The organism is Methylobacterium nodulans ORS 2060, assembly GCF_000022085.1.
Classification (GTDB): domain Bacteria; phylum Pseudomonadota; class Alphaproteobacteria; order Rhizobiales; family Beijerinckiaceae; genus Methylobacterium; species Methylobacterium nodulans.
This window is the reverse complement of sequence record NC_011894.1, coordinates 6,831,313-6,848,340: the sequence shown is the minus strand read 5'-3', so window position 1 is coordinate 6,848,340 and position 17,028 is coordinate 6,831,313. Positions and strand designations below refer to the sequence as shown.

Below are 17,028 nucleotides of genomic sequence, written 5' to 3'. Positions count from 1 at the left end.
ATGCGATCCACCCGGGGATCGCGCGACCCGTTTCTTGCGCCGCAATCCGAGGGACCCGCGAGCCGGAGCCCCCTACGCCTTCAGGATCCCGGGCCCGCCGAGCCCGTGCCGCGCCATGACGTTGCGGGTGTCGACGACGAGGCGCGCATGCGCGGCCACGAGCGCGTAATCGACGCCGTCGTGGTCCGTGGCGATCAGCACCGCGTCCACCCCGGCGAGCGTCTCCGCCGTCAGCGGCTCCGAGCCGCGCCCGGCGAGTTCCGGATGCTCGCGGGTCGGCGGCAGCACGGGCACCAGGGGGTCGTGGTAGAGGGCTCTGGCGCCCCGCGCCTCGATGAGCCGCATCAGGCGCAGCGACGGGCTCTCCCGGGTATCGTCGATGTTGCGCTTGTAGGCGAGGCCGAGCACGAGGATGCGGGAGCCCGAGAAGGGCCGTCCGGTCCGGTCGACGGAAGCGGCGAGCCGCTCGACCACATGGTAGGGCATGCGGGTGTTCACCTCGCCCGCGAGTTCGATGAAGCGGGCCGGCACGTCGAATTCCCGCGCCTTCCAGGCCAGGTAGAACGGGTCGATCGGGATGCAGTGCCCCCCGAGCCCCGGCCCCGGATAGAACGGCATGAAGCCGAAGGGCTTGGTGGAGGCGGCCTGGATCACCTCCCAGACGTCGATGCCCATGGCGTCGTAGACGAGCTTCAGCTCGTTCACGAGCGCGATGTTGACCGACCGAAAAATGTTCTCGGTGAGCTTGACCGCCTCCGCGGTCGCCGCGGTGGAGACCGGCACGGTGGCGATGGTCAGGGCGCCGTAGAGGGCGCTCGCGAGGCGCCGCGAGGCGGGATCGTCCGCCCCCACCACCTTCGGGATCTCAGCCGTGGAGAAGGCGGCGTTGCCCGGATCCTCGCGCTCGGGCGAGTAGGCCAGGAAGACGTCGGCGCCGACTGCGAGGCCGCCGGCCTCCAGGATCGGCCGCATCACCTCCGCAGTGGTGCCCGGATAGGTGGTGGATTCGAGCACGACGAGCTGGCCGGGCCGCAGCGCCGCCGCGATGGCCCGCGCGGTCGCCTCGACATAGGAGAGGTCGGGCTCGCGGTGGCGGGTGAGCGGCGTCGGCACGCAGATCAGCACCGCGTCGGGCTCGGCGAGGCGCGCCATGTCGCCGGTCGCCGCGAAGGTGCCCGTGCGCAGGGCCTCGGCCAGCGCCTCGCCCGGGATGTGGTGGAACGTCCCCGCCCCGCGGTTGAGCGCCGCGACCCGCTCCGGGTTGGTGTCGAAGCCGAGCACCGGAAACCCCGCCCGCAGGGCGGCGAGCGCCAGGGGAAGCCCCACATAGCCGAGGCCGACGATGCCGATCCGCGCCCGGCGCGCGGCGAGTTTTTCCGCAAGCCCGGCCTCGCAAGACTCGATCGGTGGGGTTTCGGTCCCCTGCCCCATGCCCTGCCCCATGCCGCAAGCGCTCCGCTTCCGCCGCGGTCTTGAGCGGGCACGGGGGCGGCTGTCAAACGTGAAGGCCGCCCCGCTGATCGCGACGGAGCGGCTGCGCCGCGCGCTGCGCCTCTTGCCTCCCGGGATCCGGCCCCCCACAAGACCGGCCATGCTCCGCGTCAACGACCTCACCTACCGGATCGGCGACCGCCTGATCCTCGACCGCGCCGGCTTTGCCATTCCCGACCGCGCGCGGGTCGGGCTGGTCGGGCGCAACGGGGCGGGCAAGACCACCCTGTTCCGGCTGATCCAGGGCGAGATCGCCACCGAGGGCGGCACGGTCTTCCTGCCGAAGGGCGCCCGCATCGGCGGCGTGGCCCAGGAGGCGCCGGCCGGCCCCGAGACCCTGCACGAGGTGGTGCTCGCCGCCGATACCGAGCGTAGCCGCCTGCTGAAGGAGGCCGAGACCGCCGACGGCCTGCGCCGGGCCGAGATCGAGACCCGGCTCATCGACATCGATGCCCATTCGGCCCCGGCGCGCGCCGCCGCGATCCTGCACGGCCTCGGCTTCGACGCGGCGGCGCAGGCCCGGCCCTGCTCGGCCTTCTCGGGCGGCTGGCGCATGCGCGTCGCGCTCGCGGCGGTGCTGTTCTCGCAGCCCGACCTGCTCCTCCTCGACGAGCCGACCAACTACCTCGACATCGAGGGCACCCTCTGGCTGTACGACTACCTGGAGCGCTATCCGCGCACCGCGATCATCATCAGCCACGACCGCGACCTGCTCGACACGAGCGTGGACCACATCCTCCACCTCGACCGCGGCCAGCTCACCCTCTACCGGGGCGGCTACACCTCCTTCGCGCGCCAGCTCGCCGAGAAGCGCATGCTCCAGGCCAAGGCCCGGGCCAAGCAGGAGGCGGAGCGCGCCCACCTGCAGAGCTTCATCGACCGCTTCAAGGCCAAGGCCACCAAGGCGCGGCAGGCCCAGTCGCGCATGAAGCGCCTCGCCAAGATGGAGCCGATCGCCGCCCTCATCGAGGACGAGGCGCCGGTCATCCACCTGCCGAGCCCGCCCCGGCCGCTCTCCCCGCCCCTCGTCGCCATGGAGCGCGTGACGGCGGGCTACGGCGACCGCACGATTCTGTCGGGCCTCAATCTCACCCTCGCCCCCGACGACCGCGTGGCGCTGCTCGGCGCCAACGGCAACGGCAAGTCGACCTTCTGCAAGCTGATCGGCGGGCGCCTGCCACCCCTCTCGGGCGAGCTGCGCCGCTCCACCAAGCTGGAGGTGGCCTATTTCGCCCAGCATCAGCTCGACGAGCTGCGCCCGGCCGAGAGCGCCTATGCGCATGTGCGCGACCTGATGCCGGACGCCCCCGAATCCCGGGTGCGGGCCGCCGCCGCCCGGCTCGGCTTCCCGGGGCAGAAGGCCGATACGCCGGTGGCGCAGCTCTCGGGCGGCGAGAAGGCCCGGCTGCTGATGGGGCTTTCGGCCTTCTCGGGGCCTCACCTCCTCATCCTCGACGAGCCGACCAACCACCTCGACATCGAGAGCCGGCAGGCCCTGGTGGAGGCGATCAACGACTACGAGGGCGCGGTGATCCTGGTGAGCCACGACCGCTTCCTGGTCGAAGCCTGCGCCGACCGGCTCTGGCTGGTGTCGAACGGCAGCGTGAAGCCCTTCGACGGCGACATGGACGATTACCGCCGAATCGTGCTCGCCGGTCCGGAGCCCGAGACGCCGCGAACCAGCGAGGCCACGGGTGGGGCCAAGGCGGTCGAGCGGCGCAGCAATGCCGAGCGGCGCGCCGCGCTGGCGCCGCTGCGCAAGCGGCTGGATGCGATCGAGGCGCGGATGGCCAAGCTCTCGGACGCCATCGCCAAGATCGACGCGGCGCTCGAGGACGGCACCGCCTTCCGCACCGATCCGGCCAAGGCCGGCGACCTTGCCCGGATGCGCGCCGAGGCCGCGACCGCGCTCGGCGCCGCCGAGGAGGACTGGCTCGCCCTCAGCAGCGAGATGGAGGCGGCCGAGGCGTAACAGGTCTTTCGCGCGTCGCTCGTCGGAACGCCGTTCCGACCCCGTGCGCCTGCCGGAACGGGCCGGGCGGACGGGCTTGCGCAAACGGGCGCGCCGCGGGACATCTCGGATCCCACATTCCGGTGACCGCCCGATGATCCTGCCCCGCGCCACCCTCCTGTTCCTCCTCGGGCTGACGGCCGCGCGGGCCGAGGATTGCGAGGCGCTCGCCGCCCGGATTGCAGCGACGACCGGCCTGCGCATCGCCCACCGGGAGGGGCCGGGCATCGACTTCCGGGGGCCGGGCGGCCTCTCGCTCGACGTCACCTGCCGGGCCGACCCGATCGTGGCGGCGCGCTCGGGCGAGCCCAGCCCCTCGCCGGCCTATTTCGAGGCGATCAGCCGGGCCGCGGCGCTCGCCATCGGCGAGAGCCCCGAGACGCTGAACGCCGCCTTCCGCAGCGCCTTCGCGCAGGCGCAGAATCGTCCGAACGGCGGCGTCGTCCGCCAGAACGGCTGGCAGGCGAGCTGCTACCGCGACCCGCGCGGCGCGGTCCGCACCTTGTGCTCGGCGGGACGCATCCCGCGCGGGTAGCAAGAGCCCGCCCTCACGGGCGGGAGCGCGGCGCCACTGCGGGCGACCGCTGCCCCCCGAGGCGGCGACGGCCGATCTCGACAGCGAGCGTCGACGGGCTCGCCGGATCGCCCGGCTCCGCTACTTCCGGTTGCTCAACCGGAGGAGACGCATCATGGCGACGAAGGCCCGGCAACGGCCGTCCTGGAAGAAGCCGAAATCCCGCAAGCCGAAGCCGGAGGGCAAGCCGGTCACCAAGACCCTGTCCGAGATGGCCGCCAAGGCCGCCGACACGGCCCGCGAGGCGGTCGGCAGCGTGGTCGGAAAGGTGACCGGCTGACTCCTCTCCGGCGCCCTGGGCGGGCGCCGCCCGGGTCAGAACCGGTAGGTGACCCCGGTCAGCTCCTCGGAGACGCGCCAGAGCCGGTCGGCGGCGGCCGGGTCGAGGGCCTGCGGGGCGATCCGGGCGGGGGCTGGAAAGCCCCGCGCCTCCCAAATGCCGTCCGGCCCGTAATAGGCGCCGCCCTCCGCCTCCGGCGCCGTCGCCCCGAACAGCAGGGGCAGCGCGCCCTGCGCTGCGCTCTGGCCGATCAGGGCGAAGATGGCGCGCCCGGCGAACAGCTCGATGGCGCCTGCCCGATCGCCGCGGCGGAAGATGTCCGTCCGGGCGATGCCGGGATGGACCGGGATCGCCCGGGCCGGCGAGCCGGCCGCGCGCAGGCGGCGGTCGAGGGCGAGCCCGAACATCAGCATGGCGAGCTTCGACTGCCGGTAGGCTTCTTGCGCGCCGTAGGATCCGCGCAGCTGCAGATCCTCGAAATGCAGGCGGGCCTGCCGGTGAGAGAGGCTCGCCACCGCGACGATCCGCGCGGCGGGCGCCGCCTGCAGGGACGGCAGGAGCAGCCCGGCCAGGGCGAAATGGCCGAGATAGTTGGTGGCGAGCTGCCGCTCGAACCCGTCCTCGGTCTCCTCCCGCCGCGGCACGGAGGCGATCCCGGCATTCAGGAGGAGGATGTCGATGGCGCGCCCCTCCTCCTGCCAGAGCTGGCCGAAGGCGCGGACGGAGGTGAGTCGGGCGGTGTCGAGCGGGCGGATCTCGAGGTCTGCGGCGGCATGCGCCTGCCGGATCGACGCCGCTGCGCGGCGGGCCTTGGCCTCGTCGCGCACGGCCAGCACGACCCGGGCCCCGGCCCGGGCGAGGGCGCGGGCCGCCTCGTACCCGATCCCGCTCGTGGCTCCGGTGACGATGGCGAGCCGGCCGGTCTGAGGCGGGATGTCGGATTCTGTCCAGGGAGAGCGGGGCATGACCGACCAATCATCTCGGGCGGACGGACGTTCCCGGGCGGGCTCAGGCGGACGATGTGATGAGACGCTTCGCGGCCGGTGCGCGTTGCCTGCCCGACCGCTTCGCCGACGAGGACGCCATGCCGGAGATTCCGGACGACAACATCGATCACTACGCGCTCGGCTACTACGCGCCGGGAAAGGGATTGAGCCGCGACGCCTGCCCCTACGCGCACGGCACCGCCGCCTGCGCCCAGTGGCTCGCCGGATACGATGCCGCCCAGTCGGGAACGGCGCCCGAGCCGAGCCCGCCGCACGTCCTGCGCGAGGGCCCGCCGGACGCCCCCGGGAAGGCCTGACGGGCTCCCCGTCAGGCCGCTGGCGGCTCTGGCGAGGACTTGCTTCACTGGCTCCGGGTGGCCTTGCCCTTCCGTCCGCCCATGGCGGCCCGGCATGCGGCGCTCAGGCTCTTGCGGTTCTTCCGCAGGCAGGCTTCGACGCGCTGCGGGTCGGAACCCGCCGCGCTGCACAACCGCGCGGCGTCCGGCTGGCAGGCCTGCTGCGAATCCGCCCCTTGCGCGTAGCTCCGGGTCGCCGCAAGGGTCACCAGGATTGCGAAACAGGCGACGATGATCACTCTGCCCACGGAGATCCTCCCTGTTCTTGCCGAGTCTTCGGCGCGGCAAGGATACGCGGCACGACCGGTAAATCCAGGGGTGTCCGACCCGCGGCGGCCGGCGGGGAACGGCCGACGCTCCCGCGCTTTGCCTGATCCGATGTCGGACAATCGGAAGGAGGCCGGGATGGAGGCGAAGCTCGTCAGCCTGATCCGGAGGGCGGCGGCATCCGCCCGGAGCCGGGCGCACGCCCATCCGGGCGTGCTGCAGCCCGACGAGTTGCCCTGGGCGGTGATCCGGGCCTGGGACGAGGATGTGCGCGGGCACGTGGAGCGGGATCCGCGAATCGAGGATGCGCGCGACCGGGTCCTGATCACCGCCGTGGATTTCGCCGAGACCCCGCCCGAGACCGAGCCGGAGCGGGTCGGGCCGGCCCGGGACCGCCTGCTCGACGCCATCGACGGCCTCGAACGCACGACCCTCCGGTGCGGGATCGTGAACCGCAAGGCCGCCGCGCTGGGCTACGGCGAGGCCGGACAGCGCCTCGAGGCGAGCTGACATCCGCAGTGTCCCACGGTTCGGCCGCGCCGGTTCCGTCGCATGAGACCGCCGCGCTATCCTGATTTCCGACCGCCGCAACAGGATCCCCCATGGCAACAGGCCTGATCGCCCTCATCGACGACATTGCCGGCTTGGCCAAGATGGCGGCGGCCTCCCTGGACGATGCGGCCTCGCAGGCCGCGCGCGCCAGCGCCAAGGCGGCCGGGGTGGTCATCGACGACACGGCGGTGACGCCCCGCTACGTCGTCGGGCTCTCCGCCTCCCGCGAGTTGCCGATCATCGGCAAGATCGCGCTCGGCTCCCTGAAGAACAAGCTGCTGTTCCTGCTGCCCGGAGCGCTGGCGCTCAGCTTCCTGGCGCCCTGGCTCCTCACGCCGCTCCTGATGATCGGCGGGGCCTATCTGTGCTTCGAGGGCGCCGAGAAGGTGCACGAGGCCCTGTGGCCGCATGCGGCGCATGCGGAGGAGGCCGAAGACCCCGTGCCGCGCGACCCGAAGGCCCTCGAAGACGAAAAGGTACGCAGCACCATCAAGACCGACTTCATCCTGTCCGCGGAGATCATGGCGCTCACGCTCGCGACGGTCTCGGAGGCGCGCCTCGGCACTCAGATCTTCGTCCTCGCGGCGGTCGGCATCGGGATCACCGCGCTCGTCTACGGGGTGGTCGCCCTGATCGTGAAGGCGGATGACGTCGGGCTCGCCCTGGCGCGCGAGAGCCGCCCGGCCTCCTCGCTGCTGGGCCTGCGCGTTCCGCCCAGGCCCTCCGCCACGCCGGCCGACCGGGCCCTCGCGCTCCTGACCCGGGGCCTCGGGCGCGGGATGGTGCGCGGCATGCCAGTGCTCCTGCGCGGCCTCGGGATCGTCGGGACGGCGGCGATGATCTGGGTCGGCGGGGGGATCATCGTGCACGGGCTGGAGAGCTTCGGCCTGGCGGCGATCGGCCACGCGATCGAGCATGCGGCGCAGGGAGCGGCGGACGCGGTTCCGGCCGGCAGGGCTGCGGCGGAGTGGACCGTGACGGCAGCCCTGTCGGGCCTGCTCGGGCTTCTCGTCGGCGCTCTGGTGATCCCGCTCGCGCGCCACGTGGTGACGCCGGCGCTCGCGAGCCTGCGGGCGATCTCAACCTGAAGGGTCAGCGTCCCCCGTCTCCCGGGCGGGCGCCGCCGGCTGCGACCGGGATCCTCGAAGGCGGCCTCAATGGGTGACCACGGCGACCACGAGGAGCGCCAGGATCAGCGCCGCGAGGCCCGCGAGCATCACCGCCCGATGGGCCCCGGTCGCCCAGGGGGGCGATCCGGGTGCGGCCGGTGGGGCGGGCCGTGCGGCCGCCGCGGCAGCGGGCGGTGCGGCGGCGGGCGGCTCGGCGGCCGCCCTGTTCCGCTGCGGCAGCTCGGCGGGCGGGAGCGCCGAGGGGGCGGCACGCCCCGGCGCCAGCAGGCTCTCCTCCAGCTCCACCGGGATGCCGGCCTCCTCGAGTTCGATCAGCACGAGCGCGATCGTGTCCGGGCTCATGCCGTCGATCGGCAGCTCGCGGCGCAGGTCCGCCGTGGTCAGCTGGCCCTGCGCGCGGCCCCGCGCGATCAGGCGGTCGAGGGTCGCGCGGTCGAAGGCGGGCGGCATGGCGGATCTCCCGGGCGCCCCGGCGGCGCGGAGCATCAACGCCCCGGGCGGGCCATGCGTTTCTCGGGGACGGCCACGCTGCTGCCCAGGTCCGCCGCGATCCTGCGCCCACGCTCGGGGCCGCGCGTCTTGATGCCGGCCGGTGACGTCCCGACCTTGAGGGGCGCGCCGCCGGGCGCGGAAGGACAGGCGAGAGGCATGAACGCGCATCCGACGCTCCCGCTGGAGCGACCGCCGACGGCTCGCCTGGTGCCGCCGGAGGCTCCCCTGAGCCCGCTGCGCTTCTTCCGCACCGTGCTGCGCAACCCCTTCGAGACCTGGCCTCGGGCGGTCTACCGCGACCCGGTCTACCGCTCCTCCTTCCTCGGCCGCCCCACCCTGTACGTGATGGATCCGGCCCTGGTGCGCGCGGTGCTGGTCGATCAGGCCGAATCCTTCGAGAAGTCCGAGGTGCTGCGGCGCTCGCTCTCGCCGGCGCTCGGCGACGCGATCCTGACCGCGGACGGGGCGCGCTGGCGCTGGCAGCGGCGCGCCGCCGCGCCGATCTTCCGCAACGAGCGCATCGTGAGCTTCCTGCCGGCGATGATCGCGGCGGCGGAGCGCACCCGCGATGCCCTCGCCGCCGGGCCGCCGGAAGCCGAGACCGACCTCGCGCAGATGATGATGCGCACGACCTTCGACATCATCGTCGCCACGATGCTGTCGGGCGACGGACAGATCGACGTGGCGCGGGTCGAGCAGGGCATCACCGACTATCTCGAATCCACGAGCTGGATCTTCGCGATGACGCTCCTGCGGGCGCCCGCCTGGATGCCCTATCCGGGCCGGACGCGGTCCGAGCGGGCGCGCGGCTACCTGCGCGATGAGCTCCTGCGTCTCGTGGCCGACATGCGCCGGACCGGGGTGGAGGGCCGCAACGACCTCATGAGCCTCCTCGTCGCCGCCCGCGACCCGGAGACGGGCCGGGCCATGGACGACCGCGACGTCGCGGACAACCTCCTGACCTTCGTGACGGCGGGCCACGAGACCACCGCGCTCGCCCTCGCCTGGACCCTCTACCTGCTCGCGCTCCACCCCGGAATCGAGGCCCGGGTGGTCGCCGAGATCGAGGCGGTCACCGGGGGCGGCTCCGTAGAGCCGGGCCATGTCGAGGCGCTGGCCTTCACCCGCCAGACCATCCTGGAGGCGATGCGGCTCTATCCCCCGGCCCCGGTCATCGTGCGGGCCGCCCTGGCGGATGTCGAGATCGGCGGCCACCGCGTGCCGCGCGGCACGCCCGTGACGGTGCCGATCTACGCCATCCACCGCCACGCGCGGCTGTGGGACGATCCCGACCGCTTCGACCCGGACCGCTTCGCCCCCGAGGCGGCGAAGGCCCGCGACCGCTACGCCTACCTGCCCTTCGGTGCGGGGCCGCGCATCTGCATCGGCATGAGCTTCGCGATGCTGGAGGCCGTGGCGGTCCTGGCGGTGCTGATCCGCTCACTGCACTTCCGCCTCGCCCCGGGCTTCGTGCCGACCCTCAAGCAGCGCATCACGCTGCGGCCCGCCGAGGGCATGCCGATGCGGGTGGCGAGGCGGGACGGCTGAACGCCACCTGGTGACTTAAAGGAAGACACCCGGGCCCGTGGTTTCATCCGCCTGTCATCAAACCCCGTGATGAGGGCGCCGTCGATGAATTCGGCGGAGTCCCGTGTCACACGCTCTCGAACAGATCCCGACGCTTGCCCCGCAGGCGGCCCGCCCGGCTCAGGGCAGGCTGCCCGCCCGCGCGCTGCTGCCCTTCGGGCTGCTGCTGCCGTCGCTCATCTTCCTTGCCCTCTTCACCTACTGGCCGGTGGCCGAGGTCCTGTGGGATGCCACGCACGCGGTCTCGCGGCAGGGCAGCCGGTTCGTGGGCCTCGAGAATTTCGCCGCGCTCGCCGCCGATCCGAGCTTCCGCGCCTCGCTCGTCCATACGGGCCTCTACGCGCTCATGACGGTCGGCCCGAGCCTCGTTCTGGCGCTCGGCTTCGCGCTGGCCCTCGACGGCGGGGGGCGCCTCACCACGCTCCTGCGCGCCGTCTTCTTCCTGCCGGTGCTGATCCCGCTCGTCGCCGCGGCCTCGCTGTTCCTGTTCCTGTTCCTGCCCGGGCTCGGGCTCATCGACTATCACCTCGCCAAGCTCGGGCTCGCGGGCGCGAACTGGCTCGGTGATCCGGACCTCGCGCTGATCTCGATCAGCGTGCTCACGGTCTGGAAGAATGCCGGCTACTACATGCTGTTCTTCCTGGCGGGGCTGCAGGCGATCCCCGCCGAGCTGCGCGAGGCCGCCCTCCTCGACGGGGCCGGGCCCTGGCAGCGCCTGCGCTTCATCACCCTGCCCGCCCTGCGCCCGACCCTGGCCTTCGTGCTCGTCATCGCGCTCCTCAACGTGGTGACGCAGGTCGACCACGTCTTCGTGCTCACCAAGGGCGGGCCGTCCGACGCGACGAAGCTCCTCCTGTTCTACATCTACGAACAGGCGGTGGAGCGCTACGACGCCGGCAAGGCCGCCGCCGCCACCGTGGTGACGCTGACGATGCTCATCGCGCTCACCGCCACCTCCCTGCGGCGGGTCGAGCATCGGCTGGAGGATGCCCGGTGACCCGCGAACTCTCTCCCCGGCTCGGGCGCGCGGCGACCGTGCTCCTCGGGCTGATCTGGGCCGTGCCCTTCGTCTGGATGCTCGTCGCGGCGTCGCGTCCGCCCGGCCTGCCGGTCGGCAGCATGGCCTCGCTGATCCCGAGCACGGCCCCGAGCCTCGCCAACCTGGCGGAGGCCTGGGCCTCGGCGGAGTTCCCGCTCTACGCCCTCAACACGATCCTGATCTGCGCCGGCATCCTGGCGGTGCAGCTCGTCACCGCGTCGCTTGCGGCCTATGCCTTCGCGCGGCTCGATTTCCCCGGCCGCACCCTCCTGTTCTACGCCTTCCTGATCCAGCTCATGCTGGTGCCGGTGGTGCTGCTGGTGCCGAACCTGAAGACGGTGGCGGCGCTCGGCCTCTACGACACGCTGCCGGGCGTGATGGCGCCCTATTGCGCCACCGCCTTCGGCACCTTCCTCCTGCGCCAGAGTTTTCGCGAAGTGCCGCGCGAATTGGAGGAGGCGGCGCTGATCGACGGGGCGCGCTGGTGGGAGATCATCCGCCACGTCTACCTGCCGCTGACCAAGCCTACGGTCATCGCCTTCTCGATCGTCTCGGTCACGGCGCACTGGAACGAGTTCGTCTGGCCCCTGATCGTCATCAACTCGCCCGACCGCCGTCCCCTGACCCTCGGGCTCGCCACCTTCACGCTCAGCGCCGAGGGCACCCAGGCCTGGGGCGTGATCGCGGCCGGCACGCTCATCGTGAGCACGCCGCTCCTCGTCGCCTTCCTGCTGTTCCAGCGCCGCTTCGTGAACAGCTTCCTCGCCTCCGGCCTCAAGTGAGGGGGCCGGGCCTTACCAACGGTCATTTTCATGTGACCGCTGGTTCCGCTCTCGGAGAGTCGCCAAGCCAAAGGCTTGTGTCGACCATTCGAGATGGGTCAACGACCCGATGCGCCAGCATCTCGGGTCGTTGGTATTCCATAACGAAAAGGACCTTAAGCCCATGTCCCTGTGGCGGAAGGCTGCGCGCATCGCAGCCGTCTTCCTCGCCGGCAGCCTGGCGACCAATGCCCGCGCCGCCGATCTCGACCTGTTCTTCCCGGTTCCGGTGGACGGGGCGCTCGCCCGCAGCATGACGAGCCTGATCAAGGAGTTCAACGACTCCCATCCGGGCACCAAGGTCACGCCGGTCTTCACCGGCTCCTATGACGACACGCTCCTCAAGACCCGCGCGGCCATCAAGGCCGGCAAGCCCCCGGGCGTCGTCATCATGTCGGCGAACTTCCTCACCGACCTCGCTATCGAGCGCGAGATCGCGCCGCTCGACGACCTCATCGCTGCCGAGGGCCGCACGCCCGAGGCCTTCATGAACCAGTTCTTCCCGGCGCTCCACGCCAACGCCACCGTCGACCGCAAGATCTACGGGGTGCCGTTCCACAACTCGACCCCCCTCCTCTACTACAATGCCGACCACTTCCGGGAGGCCGGCCTCGACCCGGACAAGCCGCCGCGGACCTGGGACGAGCTGGCGGCGGCCGCCCGCAAGCTGACCAGGCGCGAGGGCGAGCGCACCACGCGCTGGGGCCTGACGATGCCGTCGAACTACGATTACGGGGGCTGGATCCTCGAAGCCCTCACCCTGTCGAATGGCGGGCGCTGGTACAACGAGGAATATGGCGGCGAGGTCTATTACGACACGCCGAGCATGCTCGGCGCCCTCACCTTCTGGTCGGATCTGGTGCACAAGGCCAAGGTGCATCCGGCCGGCGAGCAGAAGGGGCCGGCGGTCACGGGCTCGTTCCTGGCCGGCCAGTCCTCGATGATGATTCTTTCCACGGGCTCGCTCACCTTCATCCGCGACAGCGTCAAGTTCCCGTTCCGGGTCGCCTTCGTGCCGATGAACGTGCGCCAGGCGGTGCCGATCGGCGGCGCCTCGCTGGTCCAGCCCACGGGCCTCGACCCGGAGGTCCGCAAGGACAGCTGGACGCTGATCAAGTGGCTGACCTCGCCCGAGATCTCGGGCCGCTGGAGCCGGATCACGGGCTATTTCGCGCCCAACCGCGCCGCCTATGACCTGCCCGACATGAAGGCCTTCCTGGAGAAGAACCCCGACGCGAAGATCGCCGTCGACCAGCTCGCCAACGCCAAGCCCTGGTTCGCCACCTACCGCACGGTGCCGGTGCGCAAGGCGATCGAGGACGAGCTGCAGGCGGTGCTGTCCGGCAAGCGCCAGCCCAAGGAGGCACTCGCCACCGCCCAGAAGGCTGCCGACGCGATCATGCGTCCCTATGTCGAGAGCACGGCGCTGCGTCTGCCGGGCGCGGAGTGAGCGCGATGCTGATCGCCCAGATCACGGACCTGCACGTGCGCCCTCGCGGGCGCCCGGCCTACCGTGTGGCCGAGACCAACATGCTGGTGGAGCGCGCGATCGACGCGCTCATCGCCCTTCAACCCCGCCCCGACGTGGTGCTGGTCACGGGCGACCTCACGGATTGCGGGCTGCCCGAGGAATATGCGCTCCTGCGCAGCCTGCTCGGGCGCCTGCCGATCCCGATCTTCGTCGTGCCCGGCAACCACGACCGGCGGGAGGCGCTGCGGGCGGGACTTCCCGCGGCCTGGCTGCCCGACGCGACGCAGGATTTCGTCCAGTACGTGGTCGATGACTGGCCGATGCGCCTGATCGGCCTCGACACCCTGGTGCCGGGGTCGAGCCACGGGGAGCTCTGCGAGCGGCGCCTCGCCTTCCTGGAGGACGCGCTGGCGGCGGGCCGCGACCGGCCGACGCTCCTGTTCATGCACCATCCGCCCTTCGCCTGCGGGATGGAGGACATGGACCGGATCCGCCTCATCGACGGCGAGGCGCGCTTCCGCGCCCTGGTCGGCGCGCATGCCAATATCGAGCGCATCGTCTGCGGCCACCATCACCGGCCGATCCAGGCGCGCTATGCGGGCACGCTCGCCCTCGTGGCGCCGAGCGTCGCCCATCAGGTCGCCCTCGACCTGATGCCGTCGCGCGACAGCGGCCTCGTGCTGGAGCCGCCGGCCTTCCAGCTCCACCGCTACACCCCCGAGACCGGCCTCGTCTCGCACATGGCCTATGTGGAGCGCTATCCGGGCCCCTTCCCCTTCGTGCTCGACCCGGACTATCCGGGCCAGGCGTGAGGCGGGAGACCGGTCTCGCGGGCTCCACACTCCGGTCTCCGTCCGGCCTTTTGAAAGGCGCTCGAGAACGAATTCCGGTCAGGTTGGAGCGGATTCCGCTCTCGATCTTTGCGTGTGACACCGTCTCCGAACGGAGCGTTCGGAGACGGTGTCATCGCGCCCGCGCGGCGCGGAGTTCCGCGGCGCATTAAGCGCAGCCGGCAAGCGGATGTCGGATGACGCACTCGGCGAATCGGCTGCCCGGAACCGGTCGAATGCTCTCATCACGCGCGGCCGGGTGCTCTGTACCTCAGGAGCAGGGTGCGCTGGCCGGGCGTATCGCGCCGGGCCCGCGTCGCAGCGCGGCCACGATGAGGCCGACGCCGATCATCGCCATCGGCAGGGAGTAGCTCTGCCCAAGCGTCAGAAGGCCGCCAAACGCCACTCCGTCCGGCTCGCGATAGAGTTCGCAGAAGGACCGTGCGCCGGCATAGCCGAAGGCACCCGCGACGAGCCCGGGCCTCCTCAAGGCACCCGCACGCACCAGGACGTCCAGCACGATGAACAATGCCGCCCCCTCCAGGGCAGCCTCGTAGAGCTGGCTGGGATGTCGCGGCAGGTCGCCGCCTGTCGGAAAGACGATCCCCCAGGGCACATCAGTGGTGCGCCCCCACAACTCGCCATTCACGAAGTTCGCCAGCCGCCCGAGAAACAATCCGATGGGCGCCGTGGCACTGGCGAGGTCGAGTGTGGGCAGGATCGGAAGGCGATTGCACCGACAGAACAGGATCAGGGCCAGCGCCGCTCCGGTCAGCCCGCCATGGAACGACATGCCGCCACGCCAGACCTGCGGAATCTCCCACACATGGGCGAGATAGTAGCCCGGTTCGTAGAGCAGAACCTGGCCGAGCCGGCCGCCCGCGACGACGCCGATGGCAGTCCAGACGAGAAGATCATCGCGTTGAGCGGGCGTGCAGGGGCGCTCCCTCCAGAGCCGCGCATCGGCGATCATCCACCGGGCCCGCCACCATGCGCCGGCCAGGCCGGCGATATAGGCCAGGGCATACCAGCGAATCGAGACGGGGCCGATCTGGACCAGCACGGGGTCGATGGTGGGGAAGTGCAAGAGCGGACCGGATATGCAATCGGGCTCCCCCATCCAGGCCCTGACCGATCAGGCGGATCGATTGACCCCCGATGTCGAGCACGGCCGACTTCTCGAACGCAATCATCCCGCAGGCGCACCGGCCTCGGCATGAGGATTGTCCGGGGCATCCAAGAGCATGTTCGGGACAGGAACGGGCGGCCATAGCACCACCCGCCGCACGACAAGCCGTTTCGATTCAGGAGCACCGCACAGGCCGGCGAGCCGTCGGCGCGCCGGTCAGTTGCTCTTCTGCTTCGCGCTGCCGGACTTGGCGGCCACGGTCTTGGCGGCCACGGTCTTGGGCTTGTCGGCCTTCGGCTTCTCGTCCTTGACGTGCTTGGCGGCGGGCTTCGCCGCGGCCTTGGCGGCACCCTTGCCCTCCGCGATCACCGGCGTGGTGCGCGGCGCCGGGGCGAAGGCCGTGGCCGAGGCCGGGGCGGCGGCGCGGCCGCGGGCGAGGAGCTTCGGCTGGGGCACGGTCGCGCCGGTCGCCGCGATGGCGCGGCTCGGGGCGGGTGCAGGCTTGGCGGGCTTGGCCCGGGCGGCCTTCACGCGCGGAGCGGGCGCGGGCTTCTCCGCGGGCTCGTCCGCCGCGGCGATCGCGCTCTCGGCCGGGTCGCGGCCGACCCAGACCAGGACGGGCTGCAGGGGCGCCCGCGGCGGCAGCGTGCGCCCTTTGAGCGCCGCGCTGCTCATGGTCGCGAAGGCGAGCGCGGCAGAAGGCGGCGCGCTTCCCCCCATCAGCTGCGCGGCGGTGGTGTCGTTATTGGAACTCGCCGTCACGGCCGAGGAATCGGAATCCGTCGGCATCGGTCGGCGCTTGTCGCAGATATAGGGCCGCATGTCGGGCGGAGCCGCCGCCGGCGAGGTTGGCAGATCGGCGAGCGAGGTCCCGCCCCAGCTGCTCTGGCCGAAGCCGTAATCGAACAGGTCGGCGGCCTTCAGGTCGCGCTCGCGGGCGGTGGGCTGGCCCATCACCACGGTGATGATCCGCCGCCCGTTGCGGGTCGCGCTCGCCACCACGTTGAAGCCGCCCGCGCAGATGAAGCCGGTCTTCATCCCGTCGACGCCCGCGTAGCGCCCGAGCAGGCCGTTGTGGTTCGGCATCACCGCCCGGCCGAACTGGATCGCCGAGATCGAGAACAGGTCGCGGTTGTCGGGAAAGTCGCGCAGGAGCGCGCGGCCGAGGATCGCCATGTCCCGGGCCGAGGTCCATTGCCGGGGATCCGGCAGGCCGTTCGGGTTGACCCAGCGGCTGTCGCGCATGCCGAGCCGCTGGGCGGTCTCGTTCATCAGCACGGCGAAGTTGTCGACGGAGCCCGCGAGCCCCTCGGCGATCGCCCAGGCGACGTCGTTGGCCGACTTCACCATGATGATCTTGAGGGCGTTGTCGAGGGTGATCTGCGTGCCGGGCTTGAAGCCCATCTTGGAGGGCGGCTCGGACGCGGCCTCGGGCGAGATGGTGAGGAGCTGGTCCATCGAGGCCCGGCCCTGGCGGACCAGGTCGAGGGCCACGTAGGTGGTCATCAGCTTGGTGATCGAGGCCGGGTACCAGGGATCCGTCGCGGCCTGGCTGTAGAGCACCTTGCCGGAATCCACGTCGACCACCAGCATCGGCTGGGTGACGGCGCCGGCGGCGCCCGCCGCCAGGAGGGCGGCGAGGCCCGCGAAACGCCCGAGCAGCCGCGCGAGCGGCGCAGGTTTGGTCATCAGTCGCATCCCCGTCGGGCCGATCCCGCCCCGTGACGCCCGCGCGGCCCCGTCGGAACCGCACCGCCCTTCAGGCACCCCATGGACGACGGACCCTCAGTGTAGGGCAAGGGCGACGCTTTTGACAGCGCCGCTCGGCTTCGCATCAACGCGTGCACCGTGGCGGCAGCATGGCAGCCTGCTGCCCAGGCGGCGTGTTCCACTCCCACTCCACAGAAAGCGGCGCGGAGGCGCGGTGCGGCCCCGCACCGCGCCTCCGCGCAGGGATGCGGTTGCACCGAACCATCCCCATCTGGCAGGGCGAGGCATGCCCGGATTTCGGC

The 17,028-nt window shown here is 71.7% G+C and carries 17 protein-coding genes; 11 read left to right on the top strand and 6 right to left on the bottom strand.

The features are described from left to right. Positions 1-72 precede the first annotated feature (72 nt). Entirely contained in the window at positions 73-1,443 is a 1,371-nt protein-coding gene (locus MNOD_RS31965; RefSeq protein ID WP_015933091.1) for a nucleotide sugar dehydrogenase, read from the bottom strand. 148 nt (positions 1,444-1,591) lie between these two features. Between MNOD_RS31965 and MNOD_RS31960 the strand changes: the two genes are divergently transcribed. The 3 genes from MNOD_RS31960 (at position 1,592) to MNOD_RS48410 (ending at position 4,356) form a co-directional block, all read left to right on the top strand. Beyond that, positions 1,592-3,463 carry an ABC-F family ATP-binding cassette domain-containing protein gene (locus MNOD_RS31960; protein ID WP_015933090.1) on the top strand — a complete coding sequence of 624 codons (1,872 nt, stop codon included), beginning with the start codon at positions 1,592-1,594 and terminating at the stop codon, positions 3,461-3,463. 133 nt (positions 3,464-3,596) lie between these two features. Then, positions 3,597-4,037 carry a protein-tyrosine phosphatase family protein gene (locus tag MNOD_RS31955; RefSeq protein WP_015933089.1) on the top strand — a complete coding sequence of 147 codons (441 nt, stop codon included), beginning with the start codon at positions 3,597-3,599 and terminating at the stop codon, positions 4,035-4,037. A 154-nt stretch (positions 4,038-4,191) separates the two neighbouring features. After that, positions 4,192-4,356 carry a hypothetical protein gene (locus MNOD_RS48410; RefSeq protein ID WP_015933088.1) on the top strand — a complete coding sequence of 55 codons (165 nt, stop codon included), beginning with the start codon at positions 4,192-4,194 and terminating at the stop codon, positions 4,354-4,356. A 35-nt stretch (positions 4,357-4,391) separates the two neighbouring features. Here MNOD_RS48410 and MNOD_RS31950 read toward each other — a convergent pair whose 3' ends face one another. Continuing rightward, positions 4,392-5,321 (bottom strand): oxidoreductase, encoded by a 930-nt coding sequence (locus tag MNOD_RS31950; RefSeq protein ID WP_015933087.1) that lies wholly within the window; start codon positions 5,319-5,321, stop codon positions 4,392-4,394. 59 nt (positions 5,322-5,380) lie between these two features. On the opposite strand from MNOD_RS31950, the gene MNOD_RS41925 reads away from it, so the two are divergent. Then, a complete protein-coding gene (locus MNOD_RS41925) occupies positions 5,381-5,659 on the top strand; it encodes a ribosome modulation factor (protein WP_015933086.1) in 279 nt (92 codons plus the stop codon). A gap of 44 nt (positions 5,660-5,703) precedes the next feature. Here the strand turns inward: MNOD_RS41925 and MNOD_RS31940 are convergent, their stop codons facing one another. Then, complete coding sequence (locus MNOD_RS31940; RefSeq protein WP_015933085.1) at positions 5,704-5,946, bottom strand: cysteine rich repeat-containing protein; 243 nt, start codon at positions 5,944-5,946, stop codon at positions 5,704-5,706. Positions 5,947-6,103: 157 nt separating this feature from the next. Here MNOD_RS31940 and MNOD_RS31935 point away from each other — a divergent pair, with 157 nt between their 5' ends. Continuing rightward, the gene (locus MNOD_RS31935) at positions 6,104-6,475 is read left to right on the top strand and encodes a hypothetical protein (protein WP_015933084.1); all 372 of its coding nucleotides are present in this window, start codon (positions 6,104-6,106) and stop codon (positions 6,473-6,475) included. Between the two features lie 92 nt (positions 6,476-6,567). After that, the gene (locus MNOD_RS31930) at positions 6,568-7,605 is read left to right on the top strand and encodes a DUF808 domain-containing protein (protein ID WP_015933083.1); all 1,038 of its coding nucleotides are present in this window, start codon (positions 6,568-6,570) and stop codon (positions 7,603-7,605) included. A 66-nt stretch (positions 7,606-7,671) separates the two neighbouring features. On the opposite strand, the gene MNOD_RS31925 is transcribed toward MNOD_RS31930, so the two are convergent. After that, the gene (locus tag MNOD_RS31925) at positions 7,672-8,097 is read right to left on the bottom strand and encodes an RNA polymerase sigma factor region1.1 domain-containing protein (RefSeq protein ID WP_015933082.1); all 426 of its coding nucleotides are present in this window, start codon (positions 8,095-8,097) and stop codon (positions 7,672-7,674) included. Positions 8,098-8,295: 198 nt separating this feature from the next. On the opposite strand from MNOD_RS31925, the gene MNOD_RS31920 reads away from it, so the two are divergent. The 5 genes from MNOD_RS31920 to MNOD_RS31900 all read left to right on the top strand — a co-directional run bounded on the left by MNOD_RS31920 (position 8,296) and on the right by MNOD_RS31900 (position 13,869). Continuing rightward, positions 8,296-9,687 carry a cytochrome P450 gene (locus tag MNOD_RS31920; RefSeq protein ID WP_015933081.1) on the top strand — a complete coding sequence of 464 codons (1,392 nt, stop codon included), beginning with the start codon at positions 8,296-8,298 and terminating at the stop codon, positions 9,685-9,687. A gap of 103 nt (positions 9,688-9,790) precedes the next feature. Continuing rightward, positions 9,791-10,723: a carbohydrate ABC transporter permease gene (locus tag MNOD_RS31915; protein WP_015933080.1), complete on the top strand. Its 933-nt coding sequence runs from the start codon at positions 9,791-9,793 to the stop codon at positions 10,721-10,723. Further along, positions 10,720-11,547 (top strand): carbohydrate ABC transporter permease, encoded by an 828-nt coding sequence (locus MNOD_RS31910; protein ID WP_015933079.1) that lies wholly within the window; start codon positions 10,720-10,722, stop codon positions 11,545-11,547. Before MNOD_RS31915 ends, MNOD_RS31910 begins: the two co-directional genes overlap by 4 nt. 163 nt (positions 11,548-11,710) lie before the next feature. Then, a complete protein-coding gene (locus MNOD_RS31905; RefSeq protein ID WP_015933078.1) occupies positions 11,711-13,036 on the top strand; it encodes an ABC transporter substrate-binding protein in 1,326 nt (441 codons plus the stop codon). 5 nt (positions 13,037-13,041) lie between these two features. Further along, complete coding sequence (locus MNOD_RS31900; protein WP_015933077.1) at positions 13,042-13,869, top strand: phosphodiesterase; 828 nt, start codon at positions 13,042-13,044, stop codon at positions 13,867-13,869. Positions 13,870-14,158: 289 nt separating this feature from the next. Here the strand turns inward: MNOD_RS31900 and lgt are convergent, their stop codons facing one another. Together lgt and MNOD_RS31890 are read right to left on the bottom strand one after the other, a co-directional pair. After that, positions 14,159-15,007, bottom strand: a complete 849-nt coding sequence (lgt, locus tag MNOD_RS31895; RefSeq protein ID WP_015933076.1) for a prolipoprotein diacylglyceryl transferase — start codon at positions 15,005-15,007, stop codon at positions 14,159-14,161. Between the two features lie 225 nt (positions 15,008-15,232). Continuing rightward, a complete protein-coding gene (locus MNOD_RS31890; protein ID WP_015933075.1) occupies positions 15,233-16,705 on the bottom strand; it encodes a D-alanyl-D-alanine carboxypeptidase family protein in 1,473 nt (490 codons plus the stop codon). Between the last annotated feature and the right edge of the window lie 323 nt (positions 16,706-17,028).